Annotated in this window: 21 protein-coding genes; 9 read left to right on the top strand and 12 right to left on the bottom strand. The window is 67.6% G+C overall.

All coding sequences use genetic code 11. The annotated features are described in order from the left end of the window. Positions 1-78 precede the first annotated feature (78 nt). Genes CCR98_RS16600 through CCR98_RS16610 form a run of 3 tightly spaced genes read left to right on the top strand, consistent with a single transcriptional unit; the run spans position 79 to position 3,482 of the window. Complete coding sequence (locus tag CCR98_RS16600) at positions 79-873, top strand: thiazole synthase (protein ID WP_005418798.1); 795 nt, start codon at positions 79-81, stop codon at positions 871-873. After that, entirely contained in the window at positions 873-1,607 is a 735-nt protein-coding gene (trmB, locus tag CCR98_RS16605; RefSeq protein ID WP_008268324.1) for a tRNA (guanosine(46)-N7)-methyltransferase TrmB, read from the top strand. Before CCR98_RS16600 ends, trmB begins: the two co-directional genes overlap by 1 nt. 27 nt (positions 1,608-1,634) lie before the next feature. Further along, the gene (locus CCR98_RS16610) at positions 1,635-3,482 is read left to right on the top strand and encodes an SLC13 family permease (RefSeq protein ID WP_087923464.1); all 1,848 of its coding nucleotides are present in this window, start codon (positions 1,635-1,637) and stop codon (positions 3,480-3,482) included. A 343-nt stretch (positions 3,483-3,825) separates the two neighbouring features. On the opposite strand, the gene CCR98_RS16615 is transcribed toward CCR98_RS16610, so the two are convergent. Continuing rightward, positions 3,826-4,161 carry a Rieske (2Fe-2S) protein gene (locus tag CCR98_RS16615; protein ID WP_087923465.1) on the bottom strand — a complete coding sequence of 112 codons (336 nt, stop codon included), beginning with the start codon at positions 4,159-4,161 and terminating at the stop codon, positions 3,826-3,828. Positions 4,162-4,339: 178 nt separating this feature from the next. Between CCR98_RS16615 and CCR98_RS16620 the strand changes: the two genes are divergently transcribed. From CCR98_RS16620 to CCR98_RS16635, 4 genes are all read left to right on the top strand, one after another. Further along, entirely contained in the window at positions 4,340-4,621 is a 282-nt protein-coding gene (locus tag CCR98_RS16620; protein WP_005410817.1) for a hypothetical protein, read from the top strand. Positions 4,622-4,696: 75 nt separating this feature from the next. Then, positions 4,697-5,413, top strand: coding sequence for a fumarylacetoacetate hydrolase family protein (locus CCR98_RS16625; protein ID WP_019660190.1), 717 nt, complete (start codon positions 4,697-4,699; stop codon positions 5,411-5,413). A gap of 54 nt (positions 5,414-5,467) precedes the next feature. Beyond that, positions 5,468-5,872 carry a large-conductance mechanosensitive channel protein MscL gene (gene mscL, locus CCR98_RS16630; RefSeq protein ID WP_087923466.1) on the top strand — a complete coding sequence of 135 codons (405 nt, stop codon included), beginning with the start codon at positions 5,468-5,470 and terminating at the stop codon, positions 5,870-5,872. 225 nt (positions 5,873-6,097) lie between these two features. After that, the gene (locus CCR98_RS16635) at positions 6,098-7,519 is read left to right on the top strand and encodes a M28 family peptidase (protein WP_087923467.1); all 1,422 of its coding nucleotides are present in this window, start codon (positions 6,098-6,100) and stop codon (positions 7,517-7,519) included. A gap of 163 nt (positions 7,520-7,682) precedes the next feature. On the opposite strand, the gene CCR98_RS16640 is transcribed toward CCR98_RS16635, so the two are convergent. From CCR98_RS16640 to CCR98_RS16685, 10 genes are all read right to left on the bottom strand, one after another. Next, on the bottom strand, positions 7,683-9,134 hold the full coding sequence (locus CCR98_RS16640; RefSeq protein WP_087923468.1) for an alanine/glycine:cation symporter family protein: 1,452 nt from the start codon (positions 9,132-9,134) through the stop codon (positions 7,683-7,685). Positions 9,135-9,144: 10 nt separating this feature from the next. Then, complete coding sequence (locus tag CCR98_RS16645) at positions 9,145-10,137, bottom strand: hypothetical protein (protein ID WP_087923469.1); 993 nt, start codon at positions 10,135-10,137, stop codon at positions 9,145-9,147. A 256-nt stretch (positions 10,138-10,393) separates the two neighbouring features. Then, the gene (locus tag CCR98_RS16650) at positions 10,394-11,230 is read right to left on the bottom strand and encodes a TrmH family RNA methyltransferase (RefSeq protein WP_087923470.1); all 837 of its coding nucleotides are present in this window, start codon (positions 11,228-11,230) and stop codon (positions 10,394-10,396) included. After that, positions 11,231-12,739: an alanine/glycine:cation symporter family protein gene (locus tag CCR98_RS16655; protein ID WP_087923471.1), complete on the bottom strand. Its 1,509-nt coding sequence runs from the start codon at positions 12,737-12,739 to the stop codon at positions 11,231-11,233. Positions 12,740-12,884: 145 nt separating this feature from the next. Beyond that, positions 12,885-13,424 (bottom strand): GNAT family protein, encoded by a 540-nt coding sequence (locus tag CCR98_RS16660; RefSeq protein WP_087923472.1) that lies wholly within the window; start codon positions 13,422-13,424, stop codon positions 12,885-12,887. Then, positions 13,417-16,542, bottom strand: coding sequence for an efflux RND transporter permease subunit (locus CCR98_RS16665; RefSeq protein ID WP_087923473.1), 3,126 nt, complete (start codon positions 16,540-16,542; stop codon positions 13,417-13,419). Before CCR98_RS16665 ends, CCR98_RS16660 begins: the two co-directional genes overlap by 8 nt. Continuing rightward, positions 16,539-17,645, bottom strand: a complete 1,107-nt coding sequence (locus CCR98_RS16670) for an efflux RND transporter periplasmic adaptor subunit (RefSeq protein ID WP_087923474.1) — start codon at positions 17,643-17,645, stop codon at positions 16,539-16,541. The genes CCR98_RS16665 and CCR98_RS16670 overlap by 4 nt, the downstream gene beginning before the upstream one ends. 271 nt (positions 17,646-17,916) lie before the next feature. Continuing rightward, positions 17,917-19,980 (bottom strand): TonB-dependent copper receptor, encoded by a 2,064-nt coding sequence (locus CCR98_RS16675; RefSeq protein ID WP_087923475.1) that lies wholly within the window; start codon positions 19,978-19,980, stop codon positions 17,917-17,919. A 72-nt stretch (positions 19,981-20,052) separates the two neighbouring features. Beyond that, a complete protein-coding gene (locus CCR98_RS16680; protein ID WP_087923476.1) occupies positions 20,053-20,484 on the bottom strand; it encodes a DUF2946 family protein in 432 nt (143 codons plus the stop codon). Positions 20,485-20,596: 112 nt separating this feature from the next. Continuing rightward, a complete protein-coding gene (locus CCR98_RS16685) occupies positions 20,597-21,580 on the bottom strand; it encodes a LysR family transcriptional regulator (RefSeq protein ID WP_087923477.1) in 984 nt (327 codons plus the stop codon). Positions 21,581-21,788: 208 nt separating this feature from the next. On the opposite strand from CCR98_RS16685, the gene cysK reads away from it, so the two are divergent. After that, positions 21,789-22,748, top strand: a complete 960-nt coding sequence (cysK, locus tag CCR98_RS16690; RefSeq protein ID WP_087923478.1) for a cysteine synthase A — start codon at positions 21,789-21,791, stop codon at positions 22,746-22,748. Positions 22,749-23,039: 291 nt separating this feature from the next. Next, positions 23,040-23,639, top strand: a complete 600-nt coding sequence (locus CCR98_RS16695) for an O-acetyl-ADP-ribose deacetylase (protein ID WP_087923479.1) — start codon at positions 23,040-23,042, stop codon at positions 23,637-23,639. Between the two features lie 92 nt (positions 23,640-23,731). Here the strand turns inward: CCR98_RS16695 and CCR98_RS16700 are convergent, their stop codons facing one another. Continuing rightward, positions 23,732-24,856, bottom strand: coding sequence for an ABC transporter substrate-binding protein (locus CCR98_RS16700; protein WP_087923480.1), 1,125 nt, complete (start codon positions 24,854-24,856; stop codon positions 23,732-23,734). Positions 24,857-24,858 lie beyond the last annotated feature (2 nt).

The raw sequence follows: 24,858 nt of genomic DNA on the forward strand, positions 1-24,858 counted from the left end.
GGCAAAGGGATCTGACCCCACACTCGACCCCGCCCTCCACGTGACCCCATCTTCAGGCGGATAGGCGATAATCGCGCCATGAACGTTCATGTCTCCCCCGATTCGCTGGTGATCGCCGGCAAGACCTATGGCTCGCGGCTGCTGACCGGCACCGGCAAGTTCAAGGACCTGGAAGAAACCCGCCTGGCCACCGAGGCCGCTGGCGCCCAGATCGTCACCGTGGCCATCCGCCGCACCAACATCGGGCAGAACCCGGGCGAGCCGAACCTGCTGGACGTGCTGCCGCCGGAGCGCTTCACCATCCTGCCCAACACCGCCGGCTGCTACACCGCCGAGGACGCGGTGCGCACCTGCCGCCTGGCCCGTGAGCTGCTGGACGGCCACAACCTGACCAAGCTGGAAGTGCTGGGCGACCAGAAGACCCTCTACCCGGACGTGATGCAGACCCTCAAGGCGGCCGAGCAGCTGGTCAAGGACGGCTTCGAGGTGATGGTCTACACCTCCGACGACCCGATCCTGGCCAAGCGCCTGGAAGAGATCGGCTGCGCTGCGGTGATGCCGCTGGCCGCGCCGATCGGCTCGGGCCTGGGCATCCAGAACAAGTACAACCTGCTGCAGATCATCGAAGACGCCAAGGTGCCGATCATTGTTGACGCTGGCGTGGGCACCGCGTCGGACGCGGCGATCGCGATGGAGCTGGGCTGCGACGGCGTGCTGATGAATACCGCCATCGCCGGCGCGCGCAGCCCGGTGCTGATGGCCAGTGCGATGCGCAAGGCGGTCGAGGCCGGCCGCGAGGCCTTCCTGGCCGGGCGCATTCCGCGCAAGCGCTACGCCAGCGCTTCCTCCCCGGTGGATGGGCTGATCGGCTGATGACCAATCCTTTCGACAGCGCCGGTTCCAAGGCTCCGCCCAAGCCCTTCACCGTGAGCGAGGGCCGCCGCGAGGTGCGCAGCTTCGTGTTGCGCCAGGGACGCTTCACTCCCGCCCAGCAGCGCGCGTTCGACGAACGCTGGCCGCGCTTCGGCATCGACTACAACGGCCAGCCGCGTGACCTGGACGCCACCTTCGGCCGCCCAGCGCACAAGGTGCTGGAAATCGGCTTCGGCAACGGTGCCGCGCTGCGCTTCGCCGCCCAACACGACCCGTCACGCGACTACATCGGCATCGAAGTGCACGCGCCCGGCGTGGGCCGGCTGCTGAACGCGCTGGCCGACGACAACGCCGACCACGTGCGCCTGTACCACCACGATGCGGTGGAAGTGCTGCAGAACGAGATCGCCGACGGCGCGCTCGATGAAGTGCGCATCTACTTCCCGGACCCGTGGCACAAGAAGCGCCACAACAAGCGCCGCCTGCTGCAGCCGGCGTTCGCCGACCTGCTGGTGCGCAAGCTGCGCCCGGGTGGCCGCCTGCACTGCGCGACCGACTGGGAAGACTACGCTGAGCAGATGTGGGACGTGCTCGATGCCACCGCCGGCCTGGTCAACCGCGCCGGCCCGCGTGGCAGCGTGCCGCGCCCGGACTGGCGCCCGCAGACCCACTTCGAGACCCGCGGCCAGAAGCTCGGCCACGGCGTCTGGGACCTGCTGTACGACCGCACCTGACGATCGCCTGAGGACACTGCGCCCCACATGGATACCGCGCTGACGCTGACCAACGACATGAAGCTCGTGCTCGGGCTGGTCGGCTTCACGATGGCGATGTTCCTGTTCGAGCGCATCCGCGCCGACGTGGTGGCGCTGGTGGTGCTGGTGGTGCTCGGCGTCACCGGCCTGATCGCGCCGGAGGAGATCTTCGGCGGTTTCTCCGGTAACGCGGTGATGAGCATCATCGCCACCACCATCCTCGGTGCGGGCCTGGACCGCACCGGGGCGCTGAACCGGCTGGCCGCCTGGCTGCTGCGGCGCGGCCACGGTGTCGAGCAGCGTCTGCTGATGATGACCACGGCCATTGCCGGCCTGAATTCCTCTTTCATGCAGAACCCGTCGGTAATGGCGCTGTACCTGCCGGTCGCCTCGCGACTGGCGGCGCGCACCGGGCTGACGATGCAGCGCCTGCTGCTGCCGATCTCGGCGGCGATCGTGATGGGCGGCGCGCTGACCATGGTCGGCAATTCGCCGCTGATCCTGCTGAACGATCTGCTGGCCTCCGCCAACAACAACCTGCCTTCCGGCCTGGCCACCATCGAGCCGCTGCGCATGTTCGCGCCGCTGCCGATCGGCGTGGCGCTGCTGATCGCCTCGTTGCTGTACTTCCGCTACTACGGCGACCGCAAGCTGATCGAAGAGGAAAGCCTGGTCAACGACGGGGTCACCCCGGCGCGCACCGAGAGCTACTTCGCCAAGACCTATGGCATCGAAGGCGATGTGTTCGAGCTGGTGGTGACCGCCGAAAGCCCGCTGGTCGGCATGACCCTGGGCGAAGCCGAAACCTTGCACGACGCGCCGCTGCTGCTGGCCCTGAAGACCGGCAATGACACCCGCCTCGCGCCGCCGGCGGAGATGCGCATCTGGGTCGGCAGCGTGCTCGGTGCGATGGGCCCGCGCGGGCAGATCAGCGACTTCGCGCAGAACCAGTTCCTGCGCATGTCCTCGCGCCTGAAGCACCTGGGCGACCTGTTCAACCCCAGCCGCGCCGGCATTTCCGAGGCGGTGGTGCCGCCGACCTCGAACGTGATCGGCAAGAGTGCGGCCGACCTGCGCCTGCGCAAGGAGCGCGGCATCAGCCTGCTGGCGATCAACCGCGACAAGCAGGTGATCCGCGAGGACGTGCGCGACGTGCAGCTGCGTGCCGGTGACATGCTGGTGTTCCACAGCATCTGGACTGACCTGGCGCAGGCCGCCCGCAGCCGCGACTTCGTGGTGGTGACCGACTACCCGACTGGCGAGCAGCGCCCGCACAAGTTCAAGATCGCGATGGCGATCTTCGCGCTGACCATCCTGATCGCGCTGACCAGCAAGCTGCCGGTGGCGCTGACGCTGATGACCGGCGTGGCCGGCATGCTGCTGACCGGCGTGCTGCGCATGGACGAGGCCTATGCCTCGATCAACTGGAAGACGGTGTTCATGATGGCCGGGCTGATTCCGCTCGGCTGGGCGATGGACTCCAGTGGCGCGGCGGCGTGGGTGGCCGGCCACACCATCGACAAGCTGCCGACCGGCATACCGGTGTGGGTACTGGAGGTGGCGCTGGCGCTGCTGACCACGGCGTTCTCGCTGGTGATCAGCCATGTGGGCGCGACCATCGTGATGGTGCCGATCGCGGTGAACCTGGCGTTGGCGGCCGGTGGCAACCCGACCGCGTTCGCGCTGATCGTGGCGCTGTCGGCGTCCAACAACCTGATGACGGCCTCCAACCCGGTGATCTCGATGATCACCGGCCCGGCCAACTACACCCCACGCGAGATGTGGCGGGTCGGCGGACCGTTGTCGCTGATCTACACCTGCGTGGTGGTGTTGATGATCAACCTGATGTTTTGAGGTTGGGGTTTGTTGGCAGGGCTGCGCCCTGCACCTGCAGAAGCAACGTCAACGTCAAAAGCTAGTTTCCTGGGGGATGGCGGGGCGTGTCCGGTTGCGGGGGACGCCGTAAACCCATCCATGGGGGCTTGGTCGCGGCATCCATGCCGCTCACACCCCCGCAACCGGACCCACCCCGCCTTCGACAATTTCCGTCGATCTGTCGGTGGATGAATCTCTGGATACCCATTGATGTGGATACCCATTGATCCTGTGGGGGCGAACCTTGGTTCGCACCAGGCTTGTCCGCAGCAGGGCGTGCGGACCAACGGTCCGCACCCACCTCAAGCAATATCGCCTGGCATCAGGCCAGGTACACCTGCCCGTCGCGCACGTCCACCGGCACCGCGCGCAGGCGGTCGCCCTTGCACGGGCCGGCGATGCAGTCGCCGCTGTCCAGCGCGAACGAGGCGCCATGCGCGGCGCACACCAGGTGGCCCTCGCGGCTCTTCAGGAACTGGCCCGGGGCCCAGTCCAGGCGGCGGCCAGCGTGCGGGCAGATGTTCAGGAACGCGCGCACCTGCGCGCCGTCGCGGTACAGCACCAACGATTCGGCATCGCCATCGACCACCGCTTCGACCTCGGCAAACGCGCCATCGGCAATGGCTTCAAGGGCGATCAAGGCAGCAGCGGCAGTCATGGCGAAGGCTCGGACAATAAACCCACATTGTCGCACGCCCACTCAGGTGACTGGCTGCGACATGAACACAAGTCATTGATCCGTAATAAGCACAGGCTATATTTAACGAGTTTTTCACTCAATGACAGTGGCGCGTCCCGATACTCTGGTTTCGCTGATCCCAGCCTATCGAGCCGCCATGTTCAATCGCGCATCCGCCTTCAACCAGTTCCGCACCCTGTTCGCGCCGCGCAAGCCGCGCCACCCGCTGGTGCGCGTAGCCGTGGGCCTGCTTGGCCTGGCGATCCTGGCGGCAATGGTGTTCATCGGTGTGTTCGTCGGTGCGGCAATGATCTTGGTCGGCCTGGCGTGGAAGCTGCTGGCCTCGCGCAAGCCGGGCGTTGCCCGTCCGGTCGACCCGACCGTGGTCGAAGGCGAGTACCGCGTGGTGCGCAAGCCGGTGTTGCCGGCCTCGCGTTGATCCAGGCCTTCCGCGCCCGCTGACGGCGGGCGCCATGCGTTCTAGACTGCGGGCACGCCCTTCCTGGATGCCCGCATGTCCGATGTCTCCGATGTGATTCCTGCCGTAGCCCTGCCGCGTGTTCCGGTAGCCGGCGGCGGCAGTTTCCCCGTACACCGCATCTACTGTGTCGGCCGCAACTTTGCCGACCACGCCCGCGAAATGGGCGCGGCGGTGCCGGCAGCCGATGACCGCGGCCGCCCGATGTTCTTCAGCAAGCCGGCCGACGCCATCGTGGTCGGCCACGACGATGCCATCCCTTACCCGCCGGCAACTGCCAACCTGCACCACGAAGTGGAGCTGGTGGTGGCGATCGGCCGCGATGCGCCCGCCGGCGAGCTGGCCGTGGCCGACGCCGATGCGCTGGTCTATGGCTACGCCGTCGGCCTGGACCTGACCCGCCGCGACCTGCAGGCCGCGGCCAAGGACAAGGGCCACCCGTGGGATGCGGCCAAGGGCTTCGATGCCTCCGCGCCGATCAGCGAAATCGTCCACGCCGAGGAAGTCGGCGATCTGGCCGCGCTGAACCTGTCGCTGGAGGTCAACGGCGAGGTGCGCCAGCAGGCGCTGCTCGACCAGATGATCTGGAACGTGCCGGAGATCCTGCATGAGCTGTCCAAGCTGTGGCAGCTGCGTGCCGGCGACCTGGTGTTCATGGGCACCCCGTCCGGGGTGGCTGCACTGAAGCCCGGCGACCGCTTCAGTGCCCGCCTGGAAAACGTGGCCGAGCGCCACGGCGTGATCGCCGGCTGACACCACCTGCGTTACCCTGCGCGCTGTCCACTTCCCCACCGGAGAAAAACAACAATGGGAATGCTCACCGAGTTCAAGGAATTCGCGATGCGCGGCAACGTCATCGACCTCGCCGTCGGCGTGGTGATCGGCGCGGCCTTCGGCAAGATCGTGACCGCGCTGGTCGAGAAGATCATCATGCCGCCGCTGGGCTACCTGATCGGCCGCGTGGACTTCTCCAGCCTGGCCTGGACCCTGTCGCCGGCTCACCTGGGGCCTGATGGCAAGGAGATTCCGGCTGTGGTGGTTGGCTACGGCGACTTCATCAATACCGTCATCCAGTTCCTGATCGTGGCCTTCGCCATCTTCATCGTGGTCAAGGCGATCAACCGCCTGTCGCGCAAGCAGGAAGCCGCCCCGGCCGCACCGGCCGAGGAAGTGGTGCTGCTGCGCGAGATCCGCGACAGCCTGAAGAAATAAGGCGGTAGCGCCGGGCCATGCCCGGCGGGACGCCATCTTGCCGCTGCGCTCGCCGGGCATGGCCCGGCGCTACCGCAGAAGCATGGGAAAGCCCCGCCCCGGCGGGGCTTTCGCTTTGCCGGACATGGCGGAAAACAGCGTTCGCGCCAGCCATGACCTCCCGCCCATGCGCCGGACTGAACGACTGTTAAGCTCCAAGGCTTAGGTCCCTTCCCGGAGTTGTCCATGCGTCGCCGCCTCCTTGCCATCGCATCCTCCCTCGCCCTGCTGGCCGGCCCGGCCTTCGCGGCCCCGCACACCACCACCCTGCCCCCCGCCTCGCTGGCGACTGCCGCGCAGCTGCGCGACCAGGCGCTGGCCGATGACACCGGCTGGAAGGTGGTCGAATCGCTCACCACCGAGATCGGCCCACGCATCGCCGGCAGCGAGGCCGACGCCCGCGCCGTGGCCTGGGCCGAGGCCAAGTTCAAGGCCCTCGGCTTCGACAAGGTGTGGAAGGAGCCGGTGACGTTCCCGAAGTGGGAGCGCCGCAGCGAACAGGCCGCCGTGACCGGCAGGAACCCGCAGCCGCTGCAGATCACGGCACTGGGCGGCAGCCCGGGCGGCACCGTGGAAGCCGAGGTGGTGCGCTTCGCCGACCTGGCCGCGCTGCAGGCCGCACCGGCGGGTTCGCTGAAGGGCAAGATCGCCTTCGTCGATTACCAGATGCTGCCCTTCCGCGATGGCCGCGACTACGGCCGTGGCGGCGCGATCCGCAGCAAGGGCCCGTCCGAGGCGATCCGCAAGGGCGCGGTCGGCTTCCTGATGCGCTCGGCAGGTACCGACTCGCACCGCGTGCCGCACACCGGCATCACCCGCTTCGACGATGGCCTGACGCCGGTGCCATCGGCGGCGCTGTCGGTGCCGGATGCCGACCAGCTGGCGCGCCTGCTGGCCCGTGGCAGCACCACGGTGAAGGTGGCGCTGGATTGCGGCTGGGACGGCACCGCCACCTCGTACAACGTGATCGGCGAGATCACCGGCCGCAGCCTGCCGAAGGAAGTGGTGGTGATCGGTGGTCACCTGGATTCGTGGGACCTGGGCACCGGCGCGGTGGATGACGGCGCGGGCGTGGGCATCACCATGGCTGCCGGCCACCTGATCGGCCAGCTGAAGCAGGCGCCGAAGCGCACCATCCGCGTGATCGCCTTCGCCAACGAGGAACAGGGCCTGTACGGCGGCAAGGCCTATGCCGAGGCACACGCCAAGGACGTGGCCCTGCACCAGCTGGCTGCGGAGAGCGACTTCGGTGCCGGCCGCATCTATGCCTTCAACACCGGTTCGCCGAACCCGGAAGGCTCGCGCGAGGCAACGAAGCAGATTGCCGAGGTGATGAAGCCGCTGGGCATCGAGTACCAGGCCGACAAGGGCGGCCCTGGCCCGGACGTCGGCCCGCTGGCTGCCAAGGGCGGTGCGTGGGCGTGGCTGGCGCAGGATGGCTCGGACTACTTCCACCTGCACCACACCGCCGACGACACGCTGGACAAGATCGACCCGAAGGCGCTGGCGCAGAACGTGGCCGCATACACCGTGTTCGCGTACCTGGCGGCGGAAGCCGATGGCAGCTTCGGCAGCGAGGCCAAGGCGACCACGCCGCCGAACGAATGATGCGCTGCGCCGGGCCATGCCCGGCGAGCACAGCGGGAAGAGCGGTGCGAACCGAGGTTCGCACCCACAAGGCAAAGTCGCACCCACCGGGCAAAGACGCACTCACCGGGCCAAGGCGCGGGTCAGAGCCCTCGCCTTGGCGAGGGATCCGACCCCAGTCCTGTCAGCCTTGCCACACGCTGGTGTTGCGCACACCCAGCAGCTTCGGGTTGTACAGCGGATCCTTGCCGGCCTGGCGATGCTGCTCGTAATCGCGCAGCGCCGCCAACGCCGGCTTCTGCAGCAGCAGGATGGCAATGATGTTCAACCAGCTCATCAGGCCCACGCCGATATCGCCCAGCGACCAGGCCACCGTTGCACTGTTCACCGCCGAGTAGCCGGTCGCCGCCAGGAACAGCAGCTGGAACATGCTTACCACCCACGGCGCCGGACGATCACGGCACAGGTAGCTGATGTTGGTCTCTGCCATGTAGTACAGCGCCAGGATGGTGGTGAACGCGAACGGCAGGATCGCCAGCGCCACGAATGAGCGGCCGAAGCCAGGCAGCGCCGATTCCACCGCATGCTGCACGAAGCGCGGCCCGGCCTCGACGCCCGGCAGGTTGCCCAGCAGCAGGCGTGCCTCATCCGGAATGCCGTTCACCGCCGGGTCGTAGACGTTGTACAGGCCGGTGGACAGGATCAGGAACGCGGTGGCGCTGCACACCACCATGGTGTCGATGTAGACCGAGAACGACTGCACCAGCCCCTGCTTGACCGGATGCGAGACCTCCGCGGCAGCGGCCGGATGCGCGCCGCTGCCCATGCCGGCCTCGTTGGACAGCACGCCGCGACGCACGCCCCACTGGATGGCGGTACCGATCATTGCGCCGAACGCTGCATCCACGCCGAAGGCACTGCGCAGCACCAGCATGATCACCTCCGGCACCTTCTCCGCGTTGAGCACCATCACCAGCGCCGCGACCAGCAGGTAGGCCACGGCCATCAGCGGCACCACCCATTCGGCCACGCGCGCAATGCGGCGCACGCCGCCGATCAGGATCGCGCCCAGCACCACCAGCAATACCGCAGTAGTGGTCATCACCGGCACATCCCAGGCTTCGTTGACCGCACTGGTGATCGCGTTGGACTGCGTGCCGGCCAGCATCGCGCCCGCAAGCACGGTCACCAGTGCGAACAGCACCGCATACCAGCGCTGGCCGAGGCCTTTTTCGATGTAGTAGGCCGGGCCGCCGCGGTACTGGCCCTTGGCATCGCGATCCTTGTAGATCTGCGCAAGCGTGGATTCGACGAAGGCACTGGACGCACCGAGGAAGGCAACGATCCACATCCAGAAGATCGCGCCGGGGCCGCCGAAGGCGATGGCCATGGCGACGCCGGCGATGTTGCCGACGCCCACGCGGCTGGACAGCGAAAGGGACAACGCCTGGAACGGCGAGACGCCGGCATCGGAACGCTCATGACGGAACATCAGGCGCAGCATGTCCGGCAATGCCCGCAACTGGATGAAGCGCGTGCGCACGCTGAAGTACAGGCCGGTGAGCAGGCACAGCACCACCAGGTAGGGACTCCAGACGATGCCGAGGATCGCGTTGACGATGGATTCGATGTTCATCGGCGGCCCCTCAGAAGAACATGCCCAGGGCGACCTGGGGGCTGATGATGCGGCCGGTGTTGCGACCGGCCACGCTGAACTCGACACCGGCGATCAGGCCCAGTGACGGGCTGAAGTGGTACTCCACGGCCGGCGCCAGGGTGACGCTGCGGCTGGCCGGGCGATGCTCTTCGATCCGTTCGATCGCACCGCTGCTGTTGCGTGCGAAGCCGCTCAGGCGCTGGCCGGTCTCGCGGCTGGCGGCCACCTCCATCACGCCCACCCAGCGCGAATTGAAGCTGTACTCGGCACCCACCGACAGGCCCAGCACCGACCCGCGGGAGATATGCCCCTGGAAGCTGTCATCGGTGCCGTAGACGCTGGTGCCGGAAATGGCGGTGCGCGACGGAGCCGGCCCGGCACTGAGCTGAGCGCGCCAGCGCACGGGGCGGTCATTGCCCAGCCACACCACCTGCTGCACGCCCAGCGCTGCGGTGGTGCGCTGCACGCCGTCGCCCTGCGCATCGAGCGGATTGCCGGTGATGCGGTCATGGCTGCCGGTGCTGAAGCGCTGCACCAGTGCAACCGAGATGGCCGGACGGGTGCCATCGGCATTCGGCGCCTGCAGCAGGTACTGCAGCCGCGCGGTGGTATCACCGGCACGGAAGCCGCTACTGCGCGCACTGCCGGACTCCGAGCGCGAGGCACTGAGATTGACCTGGCCCATCACCCGGTCGCTGAAGCCATAGATGATCGGCACCACCGTGGCCCATGCGCCGCTGTGCTCGGCACTCCGGCGGCGATCACCGTTGTTGTCGTAGTGGGCACGGCTGTCGACCCGCACCAGATAGGGTTCGATGTACCAGTTGCCCTGCGGCAGGCCGGCCGGATTGGGGGTGATCAACGGCCCGGTGAAATTGACCCCGTCCAGGCTGCGCTCTTCGGCCTGCACCGCGGGGGCTGCAAGCGCGCACGCCACCAGCAGCACGGATGCGCGCATTGCGTGGTGTTGGATTCGATGCATGGGAACCACTCCTGTTCGACGTTGGATGGAGGTCCACCGTGCGATGCGGGATGCGGCTCAACAATGAGACAAATTCTAAAAGTGCGTACTCACGCATCAAGCATGCTTGATGCATCGTGATCGGTCGCAATCAGCATGTTTTGCAGGTGGCATCCAGAATGCGACCCGCGTGATCACACAGGGGTCCTGCAGGACCCGCGCAAAAAACCCGGCCACGAGGCCGGGTTCCAGGTCACCACGCCATGAAACAGCCGCGTCAATCGTCGCAACGGCTCGCCCATTGCGCCAGCAACACCGCCGTGGCCGAGGCGACGTTCAGGCTCTCCACCGCGCCGCTGCCGGGAATCGAGACCTGCAGGTCGCACGCACCCGCCAGGCTGCGGTCCATGCCCTCGCCTTCGGCGCCCATCACATACACCAGGCGTTGCGGCAGCGCGGTGCGGAACACGTCGTCACCGCCCTCCACCAGGGTCGCGGCCAGGCCGAAACCGGCGGCACGCAGCTGTGCCATCGCCTGAGCGGTCTCCGGCAGCTGTACCAGCGGCACCGCCTCGGCACCGCCCTCGGCCACGCGCGCGGCGGCACCGGACAGCGCCAGCGTGCTGCCGGCCGGCAGCAGCAGCGCCTTGGCACCGAAGTGCGCGGCCGAGCGCAGGATCGCGCCGAGGTTGTGCGGGTTGCCCACGCCATCCAGCCACAATGCCAGCGCCGGACCGTCACCGACCTGCTGCAGCCACTGCGCCAGCGGCAGTGCCGGTGCGCGCAGCACGTCAGCCACCACGCCTTCGTGGTGGGTGGTGCCGGCAAGCTTGTTCAGATCGCCGTCCTCAACCACGCGGTATCCGACGCGGTTGGCCACGCACCACTTCAGCAGCGGCTGCAGGCGCGGAATGCGCGCCTCCAGCAGGTACAGCTTGCGCAGTGCCTGCGGCCGCGCTTCGAACGCGGCCAGCACGGCATTCAGGCCATACAGGCGCAGCTCGTCGCTGCCACCGCGCCCACCACCGCCCGTTGCCGGCCCCTCCGGGCGCGGCAACGGTGTTGCGCGCGGCGGACGGGCGGACGGGCGGCGGTTGTTCCAAGGGTTGTTCACTTACACACTCTCCTGCTTGCGCTGGCGCCAGAAATCGGCGTTCTTGATGCCCAGGGCATCCGGGTCGAACACCGGATCCAGGCCCAGCTTCTTCTGTCGTTCGTAGTCACGCAGGGCCAGCATCGCCGGCTTCTGGATGATGAGGATGGCGATGATGTTCAGCCAAGCCATCAGGCCGACGCCGATGTCACCCAGCGCCCAGGCCAGGGTCGCATTGTGGAACGCGCCGAACACCACCATGCCGATGATGCCCAGGCGCAGCACCAGCACGGTCAGCGGGCGCTTCCTGTTGTGGTTCACATAGCTGAGGTTGGTCTCGGCCATGTAGTAGTACGCCATGATGGTGGTGAAGGCGAAGAAGAAGATGGCGATCGATACGAACGCCGAACCCCAGCCCGGCAGCACCGCTTCCACGCCGGCCTGCGCATAGCCCGCGCCTTCCGGAATGCCGGCCAGGCCCTGGAACAGCGGCGGCGCGCCTTCCACCGGCGAGTACACGTTGTAGGTGCCGCTGGCCAGGATCAGGAATGCGGTGGCGGTGCACACCATCATGGTGTCGAAGTAGATGGCAAAGGCCTGCACGTAACCCTGCTTGGCCGGGTGCGAAACCTCCGAAGCGGCCGCCGCATGCGGGCCCGAGCCCTGGCCGGCTTCGTTGGCATAGATGCCGCGCTTGATGCCCCACTCCACCGCCAGGCCCATCATCGCGCCGAACGCGGCGTGGGTACCGAAGGCACTCTTGAAGATGATGCCGAACATCTCCGGCACGCGGTCGTAGTTGATGACCATGATGACGATGGCGGTCAGGATGAAGGCCGCCGCCATGAACGGCACCACCACCTCGGCGAAGTTGGCGATGCGCTTGACGCCGCCGAAGATCACCACGCCCAGCAGCAGCGCGACCACGATGCCGATGCCCAGCTTCAGCGCCTGCACCGATTCCATGCCCAGCGTCTGGCCGTCCAACGGACCGCACAGCGCGGTGCCACGGCAGGCATTGATGATGCTGTCGGCGATGGCATTGGCCTGCACGCCCGGCATCAGGAAGCCGGCGGCGATGATCGTGGCGATGGCGAAGGCCAACGCGTACCACTTCAGGCCCATGGCTTTTTCGATGTAGTACGCCGGGCCACCGCGGTAACGGCCTTCGGCATCCTTGGTCTTGTAGATCTGCGCCAGGGTGCATTCCACGTACGACGTGGATGCGCCGAGGAAGCCCATCACCCACATCCAGAAGATCGCACCGGGGCCACCGAAGGCGATGGCGGTGGCCACGCCGGCGATGTTGCCGATGCCCATGCGGCCAGCCATCGACATGGCCAGCGCCTGGAACGAGGACACGCCGGCGTCGGACTTCTCGCCCTTGACGGTGAGGCGGCACATCTCGAGGAAACCGCGGATCTGCATGAAGCGCGTGCGCAGGCTGAAGAACAGGCCGGCGCCCAGGCACACGAAGATCAGTGCCTTGCTCCAGATGATGCTGTTGATGAAGTGTACGGTTGCTTCCACGCGCGCTCTCTCCAGTCGGCGGGTTGTAAGGACGTCCCGTCGGCTGGAAGGGACCGGTCGATTCTCCCTGATCGAAGGCCGCTGCGGTAGCGCTGTCTTGCAGGGCCGGGCCCATGCTCGGCGCCACAGCCGCCTGCGCGCGTGTTCAGGGCAGCTGCGTGCGCACCCGGGCGAAACGGCGCAGGTCGTGCAGCGCGCCGCGCTTGTAGACCGCACAACGGTCTACGCCCTCCTCCTGGAAGCCGTTCTTTTCCAGCACCCGGGCCGAGCCGAGATTGAAGTCGACCACCCCGGCCTGCAGCCTGAACAGGCGAAGTTCGTCCATCACCCAGGGGGCGAACAGGCCGACCACCCGGGTCATCACTCCTTGGCCCCAGTAGGCCTGGCCCAGCCAGTAGCCCAGCTCGGCCATGTGTCCGCGCTCGGCCACGCCCTGCTGGGCACCGACGCTGCCGCAGGCCTGGCCGTCGATCTCGATGGCCAGGTTCAGGGTGCCGGGGGCCAGCACGCGGCCGGCCAGGAAGGCCTCCCCATCCTCGCGCGTATACGGGTACGGGAAGCGATCACGCAGGCCGCGCGACACCTCGGCGTCGTTGGCATGGCGCAGCAGCGATTCCAGATCATCCGGGCGCCAGGGGCGCAGCTGGAAGCCGTCGCCCCGCAGCACTGTGGTCCGATCAGGCATGACCACCCACCGATGGCGATTCCGCTTCCTGCTTCTCCAGCTCGCGCTTCACCGCTTCCGGCGAGCGGGTATACGGCGCCAACCGCGCGTAGAACGCCGGCACCACGAACAGCGACAGGAACGTCGAGAGAGTCACGCCGAAGATGATCACGATGCCGATCGTGCCACGGCTGGCCGAACCCGGGCCGCCGGCCACGACCAGCGGAATGGCGCCGACCACGGTGGCGATCGAGGTCATCAGGATCGGGCGCAGTCGCACCATCGCCGATTCGATGATCGCCTCGCGCACGCTGCGGCCGTCGTCGCGCAGCTGGTTGGCGAATTCGACGATGAGGATGCCGTTCTTCGCGGCCAGGCCGACCAGCATCACGATGCCGATCTGGCTGAACAGGTTCACCGTACCGCCACTGACCCACAACCCGACCAGCGCACCGAGCACGCCCAGCGGCACGGTCAGCATGATGGTCAGCGGATGGATGAAGCTCTCGAACTGCGCAGCCAGCACCAGGTACACCACCAGCAGGGCCATGGCGAAGGTCAGCAGCACGGCGCCACCGGCGCTCTGGTACTCGCGCGATTCGCCCTTCCAGTTCACCTGCGCGTACTGCGGCAGCTCCTCGCGCGTGACCTGCTGCGCCCAGGCAATGGCCTCACCCAGCGGATACCCCGGCGCCAGGCCGGCGTTGATGGTGATCGAGCGCAGTCGGTTGAAGCGGTTCAGGGTGCCGGCCTCGGCCACTTCGCTCAGCGTAACCAGGTTGGACAGCGGCACCAGCTCGCCGGAAGTGGCACGCACGCGGATCGCCGCCAGGTCGGCCGGGCTGGCGCGACCGTCACGACCGGCCTGCACCAACACGTCGTATTCCTCGCCGTTGTCGACGAAGGTGGTGACGCGGCGCGAGCCCATCATGGTTTCCAGCGCCGAACCGATCGCGGTGACCGGCACGCCGAGGTCGGCCGCACGCTGGCGGTCGATGTTCACCCGCATCTGCGGCCGGGTTTCCTTGTAGTCCGAGTCCGGGCCGACAAGGCCGGGGTTGTCGGCCATGCGCAGCAGGATGCGGTCGCGCCATTGCGCGATCTCGGCGTATTCCGGCCCACCCAGCACGATCTGGAACGGCTGGCCGCCGCTGCGCACCAGGCCTCCGCCGACCTGCGTGCGCACGCGCACGCCACGGATGGTATCCAGTTCCTTCTGCAGCTCGTTGGCCACTTCCGGCGTGCCTTCGCTGCGCTGCCGCCACGGCTGCAGGAAGATGCTGACGCGACCGGTGTGCATTTCCTCGCTGGCGCCCCAGCCACCCGGCACGCGCGGGTTGGCGCGCACGATGGGCTTGTCCGGGCCGACATGCGGCGCCAGCATCGCTTCCACCTGCTGCACCTGCTGCACGGTGTAGTCGTAGCCGGCGCCTTCCGGGCCATCGATCATGATCTGGAATGATCCGCGGTCTTCGGCCGGTGCCAGTTCCGACGGCAGCAGCTTGAGCAGGCCCCAGCTCGCGGCCAGCGCAGCCACCATCACCAGCAGGTAGATCCAGGTGCGATCGACATGGTGCTGCAGCACGCGACCATAGGCGCCCGCCAGGCGTTCCAGGTTGCGGTTGACGAAGCCATGCAGGCCACGTGGCGCTTGCCCGGTGTGCGGCTTGAGCAGCTTGGAGGCCATCATCGGCGTCAGTGTCAGTGCCACGAACGCGGACAACGCCACGGCGGCGGCCAGCGCCACCGCCAGTTCGCGGAACAGGCGCCCGGTGTTGCCTTCCAGGAACCCGACCGGCAGGAACACCGCCACCAGCACGGCGGTGGTGGCGATCACCGCGAAGGCGACCTGCGCAGTGCCGCGCTTGGACGCCACCAGCGGTGGCTCGCCCAGGTCGATGCGGCGCTGCACGTTCTCCACCACCACGATCGCATCGTCCACCACCAGGCCGATGCACAGCACCAGGGCAAGCAGGGTCAGCAGGTTGATCGAGAAGTCGAACGCATACAGCGCGATGAACGCCGCGACCAGGCAGACCGGCACCGTCACCGCCGGAATCAACGCGGCACGGAAGCTGCCAAGGAACAGCCAGATCACTGCCAGCACCAGGATCATCGCCTCCACCAGCGTGGCGTAGACGCGATCCACGGCGGCTTCGATGAAGGTGGTGTTGTCGAAGGCGACGAAGATCTGCGTACCCTTGGGCAGGGTCAGCGCCACCCGCTCGGCTTCAGCGCGCGCAGTGCGCGCCACGTCCAGCGAGTTGGCGGTGGAGGTCTTGACGATGCCCAGGCCGATGCCCGGCTCGCCGTTGCTGCGGTAGTACGCGCGGCGTTCGGCCGAGGCCAGCTCGATCTTCGCCACGTCGCCCATGCGTACCACGTAGCCGTCGCGGCCCTTGCCCAGCGGGATGGTCGCGAAATCCTCGGGCTTGATGTAGTTGCGCTCCACGCGCAGGGTGAAGTCGCGGTCGGTCGACTCGATGCGGCCGGCCGGCAGCTCCACGTTCTCGTTGCGCAGCGCGGTTTCCACGTCGCCGGTGGTCAGGCCGCGTGCGGCCAGCTGGTCACGGTCCAGCCAGATCCGCATCGCATAGCGCTGGCGGCCACCGATACGGACCTGGGCCACGCCATCGAGGCTGGAGAAACGGTCGACCACGTAGCGGTCGGCGTAGTCGCTCAATTCCAGCGTGTCCATGGTCGAGGAAACCATGTTGAACCAGATGATCGGGTCTGCATCGCTTTCGACCTTGGCGATTTCCGGCGGCCGTGCTTCTTCCGGCATGCGGTCGGCCACGCGGCTGACCGCATCGCGCACGTCGTTGGCCGCCGCTTCGATATCGCGGTTGGAAGTGAATTCGATGCTGACCTGCGAGCGGCCGTTGGTGCTGCGCGCGTTGATCGTATCGATGCCTTCGATGCCGGCCAGTGCGTCTTCCAGCACCTGGGTGATGCGGCTTTCGATGACCGCCGCCGAGGCACCGGTGTAATCCACCGACACCGACACGATTGGCGGATCGATGGCCGGCAGTTCACGCAGGGTCAGGCGGGTGAAGGACATCACGCCCAGCACCAGCAGCAACAGGCTCATCACCACGGCGAACACCGGCCGCTGGATGGAGATGTCGGACAGCTTCATCCGCCGTGGCCCTCGGCCGCGATCGGTGCAGCGGCTTCAGCGGGCTTTGCACCACTGGCCGGTGCCGCGTCCTTCGCCGCGACCTTCAGGCCCGGGCGCAGCTTGCCGGTGCCATCCACCACGATGCGCTGGCCCGCTTCCAGGCCCTGCCTGATCTCGACCACGCCGGCACGGCGTGCGCCGGTCACCACGTCCACGCGCTCGACGCTGTCGTCTGCGGTGATGCGATACACGTAGGTATCGCGGCCGACCTGCACCACGGCGATTTCCGGAATCACCAGCGCCGGGCGCTCGGGGCGGAACAGGCGCACGTCCAGCAGCATGCCCGGGCGCAGCGCATGGTCGCCATTGGCGAAGTCGGCGCGCACGGTCACCGCACGGGTGGCCGGATCGATGCGCGCATCGATGGTGCTGACCACGCCCTCGAAGGTGCGGCCGGGCCACGCCACGCTGGTGGCACTGACCTTGTCACCGACGCCCAGCGCGGCCAGCTCCACTTCCGGCACCTGGAAATCGATGTGCATGTGCTCGATATCGTCGAGCGTGGCGATCACCGTGGTCGGCGTCAGCAGCGCGCCCGGACTGACCTGGCGGATGCCAAGCACACCGGCGAACGGCGCACGCACGCGGCGGTCACCGATGTCCGACTGCATCTGCGCCACGCGCGCTTCGGCGGCATCGCGGATCGACTTCTGCGTATCCAGCGTGGCGCTGGACACCAGTCGCTGGGTGGCCAGCTCACGCTGGCGCTTGTACAGCTGATCAGCTTCATGGAAGGTGGCCTGCGCCTGCACCAGCGCGGCCTCCTGGGCCTGGCCGCGCAGGGTCACGATCGGTGCACCGGCCGCAATGTGCTGGCCACTTTCGAAATGCACTTTCTCGACGATCTCGCTGACCTTGGCGGTCACGCTGATCGATTCGCGCGCTTTGGCCGTGCCCAGTGCCTGCAGGGTGTCGCTCCACTGACGGGACTGCACGACCTGCGCGGTGACCGGCACCGCTTCTCCCTGCCGACGTGCGGCGGCCTCCTGTTTGCCTGCGCACCCGGCCAGCACGGCCAGGCTGAGGCCAAGGGCCAGGGTCGAAGCGATACGAGCCAACATGAACGGTCCTGATTGATCCACGGCCGCCGAGTGTAGGCAAGCGCCCCCAAAAGCGGTATGTGCCAAGCGTTTACCAGCGTGGAACCGAAGCCGTGATAGCGCCTTGAACCCGTTCCGTGCAAGGCTGCCCTTGGCGGTGTCGGCGTGTGTCGGGTTGTATCCAGCCGTGCACCACGGGCGTTGCCATCGTAGAGTCGAATCTGCCCGACGGAGGGCGTCGGGCGGGGACGGATCCTGGCGGGGATCCGGCCCCGTTTTTTTGCCCGTTGCCTCAATACCGGTAATTCAGCTTCATCCAGACGCTGCGCCCCGGCTCATTGATGCGCACCGGATCGGCCGGGAAGCCGAAGTCGGCGCTGCCCGCCAGATTCAGGTGCTCGCTGTAGGCACGGTCGAACAGGTTGTCGACACCCGCGCTGAGCTGCAGCTGCGAACTGAAACGGTACGCGGCATTGAGCGCAAAGGTGGCAAAGCCAGCGCTCGGCCCGAGGTCCTGTGCGACCACATTGCCCTGGCCATTTGCGACACGATGCTGGTGGGTCACCGCACGCAGCAGCGCACCGGCGCTCCAGCGCTGGCCTTCCCAGTTCGCACTCAGCCGCGCTTCCAGCGGCGGCATCTGCGGCAGCGGACGCTGTTGGTCGCGGTTCTCGCCCCAGGCATAGGCCAGCGTGCCACCCAGCTTCCACTGTTCGGCCACACTCACTTCCAGCCCCGCCTCGGCACCGGCAATGCGCGCATCGACGTTGCTGGCCTGGCTCATGCCCATCATGCCGCTGCCGTGGTAGGTGAACAGGATGTAGTCCTGGATCTGCCCGGCGTACGCCGAAACCCATGCCTGCACGCGCGGCCCCTTGTACTGCAGGCCGACGTCAAGCTGGGTCGTACGCTCGGGCTGGATGCCGGCAAACGCGTTCACCGCACCGGCCGGGCCGTGGTCGGGCGAGAACAGCTCCCAGTAGTCGGGCATGCGTTCACTGTGGCCGAGGCCGGCATACCAGGTCAGGCCGTCGGCCAGGTCCTGCTCGTAGCGCAGGAAACCACTGCCGAGCCATTCCTTGCGACGCTGGCCGGCGGTCGGGTTCGGCCGGTTGCCCATCATCCCGCGGATCGACTGCCGCTCGTCGCGCACGCTGGCGCGATCAATGCGCAGGCCGCTGATCCAGCGCTGGCCGGTGCCAGCGCCGAGGGTCAACTCGGTGAACGCGCCGTAGCGGCGGAAGTTGGCATCGGTTTCCCACGCCGCCAGGCGGTAGGTGCCGCGGCCCATGCCCATGCGCCCACGATGGCGGCTGTCTTCGCCATCCACACCCGCCACCAGCTGCACGTCCTGCCAGCGCCACTCGGAACTGACCCGGCCACCCTGGGTACGGCGATCCACGTTCGAGGCCATCGGCATCGGCATCATGCTGTTCGGGTTCGGCGTGCGCAGCGTGTAGTTGTCCATCACGTGGTCGGCCTCGTTGTAGTACACGTTGGCCTGCACCGTGTCCCACGCGCCCGGCAGGTTGCGCTTCTCGAAGCGCGCGGCATAGCTGGTGCGTTCGAACGCGGCCCCGTCCATGCCGCGTCCCGCGTAGCGTGCGATGGCATCACCGGCACCGGCGGAGATTTCCAGCAGCGTGTCGGCATCCGGCGTCCAGCCGATAGCCACGTCACCGTTCCACTTGCGCCACTTCGACGGCACCACATCACCGTTGCCATCCTTGTAGTCATCGGCTTCGGAACGGTTGCCACTCGCGCGCACGTAACCGGTCGGGTTGCCCACGGTCAGGTCCAGCACCTGGTCGTTGCGGTTGCGCGAACCAACCAGCGCACTGGCATCGGCACGCAGGCCCGGTTCCTCGAAGCGCGGTGTGTCGCGCTCGAAGCGCACGGTGCCGGCCGAGGCACCTGCCCCCCAGCGCACGCTCTGCGGGCCCTTGATGATGGTCAGCCGGTCGAAGCTCTCCGGCGCGATGTAGGACAGCGGATTGTCCATGCGCGACGGGCAGGCACCGATCAGGTTGCCATCGTTGCTGAGGATGTTCAGGCGCGAACCGAACATGCCGCGCAGCACCGGGTCACCGTTGGTGCCGCCGTTGCGGATGGCGGAGAAACCGGGAACGGTCTTCAGGTAATCGGCGCCATCACTGGCGGGCACCGGCTGCCGCGGCAGGCGCGGGTCGGTCACCCAGTGCAGCGGCGAGGACGGTGCGGCGGCGGTCACCACCAGCGTGTCCAGGGTGCGCGCCTCTTCGGCTGGCGCGGCGTGGGCCAGTGATGCGGCCACGGCCAGGCCAAGGGCAACCGGCAGGCGCGCACAGGCGCCCGCAGGGCGGGAAGTCATTTTCATCGGAACAGCTCCAAAGTACGCATGCGCGCACGGCGCCCGGTCAGGCGTCGTGCGGCAGATTCGATAGGGACATCAGCGAACGATGGAGAAACGCGGTGGCCCGCGCGCGGCATGCGCCGGCCAGCGCAGCGCAGGCGGTACCTGTTGTGACCAGGGAAATACCAGCCGCGGTCGCCACAGCAGCGGCAACAGCAGTACCAGCACCGCCAGCCACGGCAGCAGGCGCATCGCCAGCACGCAGTATTCGCAGGCTTCGCCGTGCATGGCGTGGGGATCGGCCGGGCGGTTGCGCTCTGCCGGCGCGGTGCCGTGCTGATCGTGCCCGGCCATGGCCATGTCGTGCATGTCATGGCCCATCGCAGCGTGGTCCATGCCGGCCATCGCCGCGCGCTCCATCGGCTGCGCCTGCAGCGCGCGACTGACCAGCGGCGCAAGCATCATCAGCAGCGTCGCCAGAACGGCGAGCTGGAGCAGAAGGCGCTGCGGGCGGGACAGGCGGGTCACGCTGCTAGTGTAGAGCCGGGTCCCGGGTTGCCCGTGCGACGAACCGTCGCAGGCATTTGCGACACCCGTCGCGGGGGTGTTCGGCAGGGCTGCAAGCCCTGCCCGACCAACCTCACACCGTGATGGTCTGGGTGAGTGACTCCCACGTTGGTGGCACCGGCCACGCGGCGACCTGATTGCCATCCAGCACCCTGCGCAGATCGCGTGGATCGATCTGCGGTGCCAGCACATGCACCAGCTCCAGTGCGTAGTCACGCAGCACGCGGTCGCGCGGCAGCACCGCCCAGGCGATGCACTCGGCGATGGGGGCGGGCGCCGGCCACGCCTTCAGGTCTTCATCGTTGGAACTGACCGCCATCTCGGCCAGGAGGCCCACGCCCAGTCCAGTGCGCACATAGGTTTTGATCAGGTCGGCATCGAGCGCGGTCAAGGCTAGGTCGGGCACCAGGCCCTGTGCGGCAAAGGCGCGCTGCAGCGACGAATTCGGGCGGGTCGAGGATTCGTAGCTGATCAATGGTTGCCGGGCCAGCGCGGCCAGGTCCGGTGCGCGCCCGGCGCGATCCAGCGGGTGGCCCTTGGGCACCACCACCAGGCGTCGCCAACGGAACAGCGGCACCGCGATGCCATCGGTCGGCTCACCGCCAGCGGTGCTGATGATCGCAATGTCGGCATCACCCTGGTTCAAGCGATCCAGCGCATCGGCTTCACCGGCCTGCTGGAGGTGCACGCTCACCTGTGGGTAAGCCTGCTTGATCGCTGCCACCGCCGGCGGCAGCACGAAGCGCGCCTGGGTGTGGGTGGTGGTCAGGATCAGCTGACCCTGGCTCTCGCGCCGCTGGTTAGCCGCGTAGGTGCGGATGTTGTTGGCCTCGGCCAGCACCGCGCGGGCACGGGCGATCACCTCGGTGCCGGCCGGGGTGACCGACTCCAGGCTGCGGCCCTTGCGCACGAACAACAGGAAACCCAGCTCGTCCTCCAGCTGCTTGAGCTGCTTGGACAGGCCGGGCTGGGTGGCGTGCACGCGCGAGGCGGCCAGCGTGATGTTCAGCTCGGCGTCGGCGATGGCAACCAGGTAGCGCAGCTGGGTCAGCGTCATGGGCAGGCAGGCGGCGTGGGGCGGAGGTCCACTCTAGGGTCAATTGCCGTCACCAGCTTATAACCAAAGGTTGTTTAAGAAAGGTATCTGGTCATTTCCGGGCGTCATATGCCGGCGCTACGGTCAGCCGGCAGCCGCTGGCCTGAACAGCCAGCCCTCCCCCTTCGCCCGCCGAAGCCCGGCGCGGCCCCGTTTCCGGAGCGCTTCCATGGCCCTGTACGACTCCATTCTCGATACCGTCGGCAACACCCCCATCGTCAGGCTGCAGCGCCTGGCACCGCCACAGGTCAGCGTCTACGCCAAGGTCGAGTCATTCAACCCGGGCGGCTCGGTGAAGGACCGCCTGGCGCTGGCGATCATCCTCGACGCCGAAGCACGGGGCCTGCTCAAGCCGGGCGACACCATCGTGGAGGCCACCTCCGGCAACACCGGCGTGGCCCTGGCGATGGTCGCCGCCGCGCGCGGCTACAAGTTCGTGGCGACCATGGTCGAGACCTTCTCGGTCGAGCGCCGCAAGCTGATGCGTGCCTATGGTGCCAAGGTGATCCTGACCCCGGCCGCCGAGCGCGGCAGCGGCATGGTGCGCAAGGCAGCCGAGCTGGCCGAACAGCACGGTTGGTTCCTGGCCAGCCAGTTCGCCAACCCGGCCAACCCGGCCTATCACCGCAACACCACCGCCGCGGAAATCCTGCGCGACTTCGCTGGCAAGCGGCTGGACTATTTCGTCAGCGGCTGGGGCACCGGCGGCACGCTCACCGGTGTTGGCGAAGTGCTGAAGGTCGCGCGCCCGCAGACCCGCATCATCGCCACCGAGCCGGCCGGCGCCGCCCTGCTCAAGGGCGATGACTGGAAGCCGCACAAGATCCAGGGCTGGACCCCGGACTTCGTGCCGGACGTGCTCAACCGCGATGTGGTGGACGAACTGGTCTCGGTCGACGATGACCGCGCGATCGCCACCGCGCGCCGCCTGGCGGCCGAGGAAGGCATCTTCGTCGGCATCTCCGCCGGCGCCACCGTCGCCAGTGCGCTGGACGTGGCCGCGCGCGCTGAACCGGGCTCGGTGATCCTGGCGATGCTGCCGGACACCGGTGAACGCTATTTCTCCACGCCGCTGTTCGCCGATGTGAACGAAGGCTCCGACGACGACTGGCTGGCAGGCCTGCCGTGAGCCAGGGTCGGCTCCCGTTTTCGTTCAAGGTAGCGCCGGGCCATGCCCGGCGTTGCTGTTTCCGGCATTCGCTTCGTTCACCATCCGCCGGGCATGGCCCGGCGCTACCGTTTCGCCACATCCCCCTTCCTGCTTCAGCCTGCGTGAAGGCGCCGCCCGCCATCGTGCGTGAAGGCCGTCGGATCGCAGCGCGTGAGACGGTCATGACGCAGTATCGATGCGCTGTCCCCTACCGTGGGAACAGCCGGCGCAGATGCTGCGCGGATCACCTCACAGGCAGGAGACGGACGCATGAAGATCGAGGTTTGGCAGGGCGACATCACGACCCTGGCGGTGGATGCGATCGTCAACGCGGCCAATGAAACACTGCTCGGTGGCGGCGGTGTCGACGGCGCGATCCATCGTGCAGCCGGCCCCGCACTGCTGGCCGAGTGCGCGCAATTGCCGGAGCTGCGCCCGGGCGTGCGTTGCCCGACCGGCGAAGTGCGCGCCACCGACGCTTACGCATTGCCGGCGCGGCATGTACTGCACACAGTGGGCCCGGTCTGGCACGACGGCCAGCGCGACGAACCGGCCTTGCTGGCCAACTGCTACTGGAAGTCGCTGCAGCTGGCCGAGTCGCTGGGCGTGCAGTCGATCGCGTTTCCCGCGATCAGCTGCGGCGTGTATGGCTACCCGCTGTACCAGGCGGCGCAGATCGCAGTGACGGAAACACTGGCGTGGCAACGCAGCCACGCACAACCGATGCGCATCGTGCTGGTGGCGTTCAATACCGCTACGGCCAAGGCCTACCAGCAGGCGCTGAGCGCCGCCGGGCAAAGCGCGGACAGCGAACCGCGCGTGTCGATGCTGCCGCCCTTGGGTGATGCGGGCTTTGCCGCCGCGCATTGAACCCGGGTGCGCGACGTAAAGGAAAAGGCCGGGCATTGCCCGGCCTTTTCCGTTGCACCATTGTCCTCATCCACGCGCGGCGTGGATCACACTCAACGGCTGGCAGCTTCCACCGCGGCGGCCGCGTCGGCCGCCGCGCGTGCCGCCGAGGCCGCAGCCCCATCGGCGCTGGCGCCATCCACCTGCACGCGCACTTCCACCATGCCCGCGCCATTGTTCAGGCTGGACACGTCGACCGTGTAGTGACCCGCTGGCAGGGTCTCTTCCAGGCGCGAGTTGGTCCCGTTGCCACCGTCGTCGTCGGCCAGCTCGACATCGCCGCCGACCACGCGCAGCACGGTATCGACCTGGCTGGAGATCGCATCCAGGCGCACATCGGCCGGGCGATCCAGGGACAGCAGGAAGCGGCGGCGGCCATCGTTGTCAAGCATCGTGTACACGCTGCCCGACTTCGGCAGCGCCGTGCCATCGCGCTCGACCAGATTGCCCGGCAGCTCGATGCGTTTGGCCGACAGGGTGAACATGCCCGTGACGCCGTCGCCGAGGCCACGCGCGGTCAGGGTGTACTTGCCCGGCTTCAGTGACAGGGTCAGGCGCGAGTTGGTGCTGTCGCCGCCATCGTCATTCTCGGCGTCCACGCCCTGGCCCGACAGCTTCAGCACCGGATCGAAGACGTCCGACACCAGGCGGATCTCGTACAGGCCAGCCTTGTCCACCTGCAGGGTGTAATCCTGGGAACCACCGGCCAGCATGTCGGCGATCTCGCCACTGCCCGCCAGCGGCTTGCCGTCGTACGGCACCAGCTTCTCGGCGCGCAGGCGGTACGGACCGTAATCGGTCGAGCCATTGGCGTTGACCGCCACCTGGTAGGTGCCGCCGCCGTTGGCACGGAACGCCAGCGAGACGTCGCCTTCGCGCTCGTAGCCGGTGTTGCTGCTGGCCACCAGGCTGCCGTTGCTGAACACGGCGATCGAGCCGCTCAGCGAACCGGTCAGCTTCAGCCCGACCAGCTGCTTGTCTTCCAGCTTGATCTGGTAGAGCTGGTGGTGGCTGCCGTCGTTGTAGTTGATGCCGCTGCGCGAGGTGATCTCGCCGGACACCGGCTTGTCGAAATCGAGCGACGCGGCCTTGCCCGCGTCCGCGCCGCCGCCGATGCGGTTGCAACCGCCGGCGACCAGGACCGTGGCAACGGCCAGTGTGATTGCTGCCAAACGCATGT

The sequence above is a fragment of the Stenotrophomonas sp. WZN-1 genome (assembly GCF_002192255.1).
Taxonomy (GTDB): Bacteria; Pseudomonadota; Gammaproteobacteria; order Xanthomonadales; family Xanthomonadaceae; genus Stenotrophomonas.

Excerpts from the sequence above, each read along its gene's own strand:
- CCR98_RS16610 (WP_087923464.1), top strand. The coding sequence starts at position 1,635 with ATGGATACCGCGCTGACGCTGACCAACGACATGAAGCTCGTGCTCGGG.
- CCR98_RS16675 (WP_087923475.1), bottom strand. The coding sequence starts at position 19,980 with ATGAAAATGACTTCCCGCCCTGCGGGCGCCTGTGCGCGCCTGCCGGTT.
- CCR98_RS16645 (WP_087923469.1), bottom strand. The coding sequence starts at position 10,137 with ATGCATCGAATCCAACACCACGCAATGCGCGCATCCGTGCTGCTGGTG.
- CCR98_RS16660 (WP_087923472.1), bottom strand. The coding sequence starts at position 13,424 with ATGCCTGATCGGACCACAGTGCTGCGGGGCGACGGCTTCCAGCTGCGC.
- CCR98_RS16615 (WP_087923465.1), bottom strand. The coding sequence starts at position 4,161 with ATGACTGCCGCTGCTGCCTTGATCGCCCTTGAAGCCATTGCCGATGGC.
- CCR98_RS16685 (WP_087923477.1), bottom strand. The coding sequence starts at position 21,580 with ATGACGCTGACCCAGCTGCGCTACCTGGTTGCCATCGCCGACGCCGAG.
- CCR98_RS16640 (WP_087923468.1), bottom strand. The coding sequence starts at position 9,134 with ATGAACATCGAATCCATCGTCAACGCGATCCTCGGCATCGTCTGGAGT.
- CCR98_RS16620 (WP_005410817.1), top strand. The coding sequence starts at position 4,340 with ATGTTCAATCGCGCATCCGCCTTCAACCAGTTCCGCACCCTGTTCGCG.
- CCR98_RS16600 (WP_005418798.1), top strand. The coding sequence starts at position 79 with ATGAACGTTCATGTCTCCCCCGATTCGCTGGTGATCGCCGGCAAGACC.
- CCR98_RS16700 (WP_087923480.1), bottom strand. The coding sequence starts at position 24,856 with ATGCGTTTGGCAGCAATCACACTGGCCGTTGCCACGGTCCTGGTCGCC.
- mscL (WP_087923466.1), top strand. The coding sequence starts at position 5,468 with ATGGGAATGCTCACCGAGTTCAAGGAATTCGCGATGCGCGGCAACGTC.
- CCR98_RS16695 (WP_087923479.1), top strand. The coding sequence starts at position 23,040 with ATGAAGATCGAGGTTTGGCAGGGCGACATCACGACCCTGGCGGTGGAT.
- trmB (WP_008268324.1), top strand. The coding sequence starts at position 873 with ATGACCAATCCTTTCGACAGCGCCGGTTCCAAGGCTCCGCCCAAGCCC.
- CCR98_RS16670 (WP_087923474.1), bottom strand. The coding sequence starts at position 17,645 with ATGTTGGCTCGTATCGCTTCGACCCTGGCCCTTGGCCTCAGCCTGGCC.
- CCR98_RS16635 (WP_087923467.1), top strand. The coding sequence starts at position 6,098 with ATGCGTCGCCGCCTCCTTGCCATCGCATCCTCCCTCGCCCTGCTGGCC.
- CCR98_RS16665 (WP_087923473.1), bottom strand. The coding sequence starts at position 16,542 with ATGAAGCTGTCCGACATCTCCATCCAGCGGCCGGTGTTCGCCGTGGTG.
- cysK (WP_087923478.1), top strand. The coding sequence starts at position 21,789 with ATGGCCCTGTACGACTCCATTCTCGATACCGTCGGCAACACCCCCATC.
- CCR98_RS16625 (WP_019660190.1), top strand. The coding sequence starts at position 4,697 with ATGTCCGATGTCTCCGATGTGATTCCTGCCGTAGCCCTGCCGCGTGTT.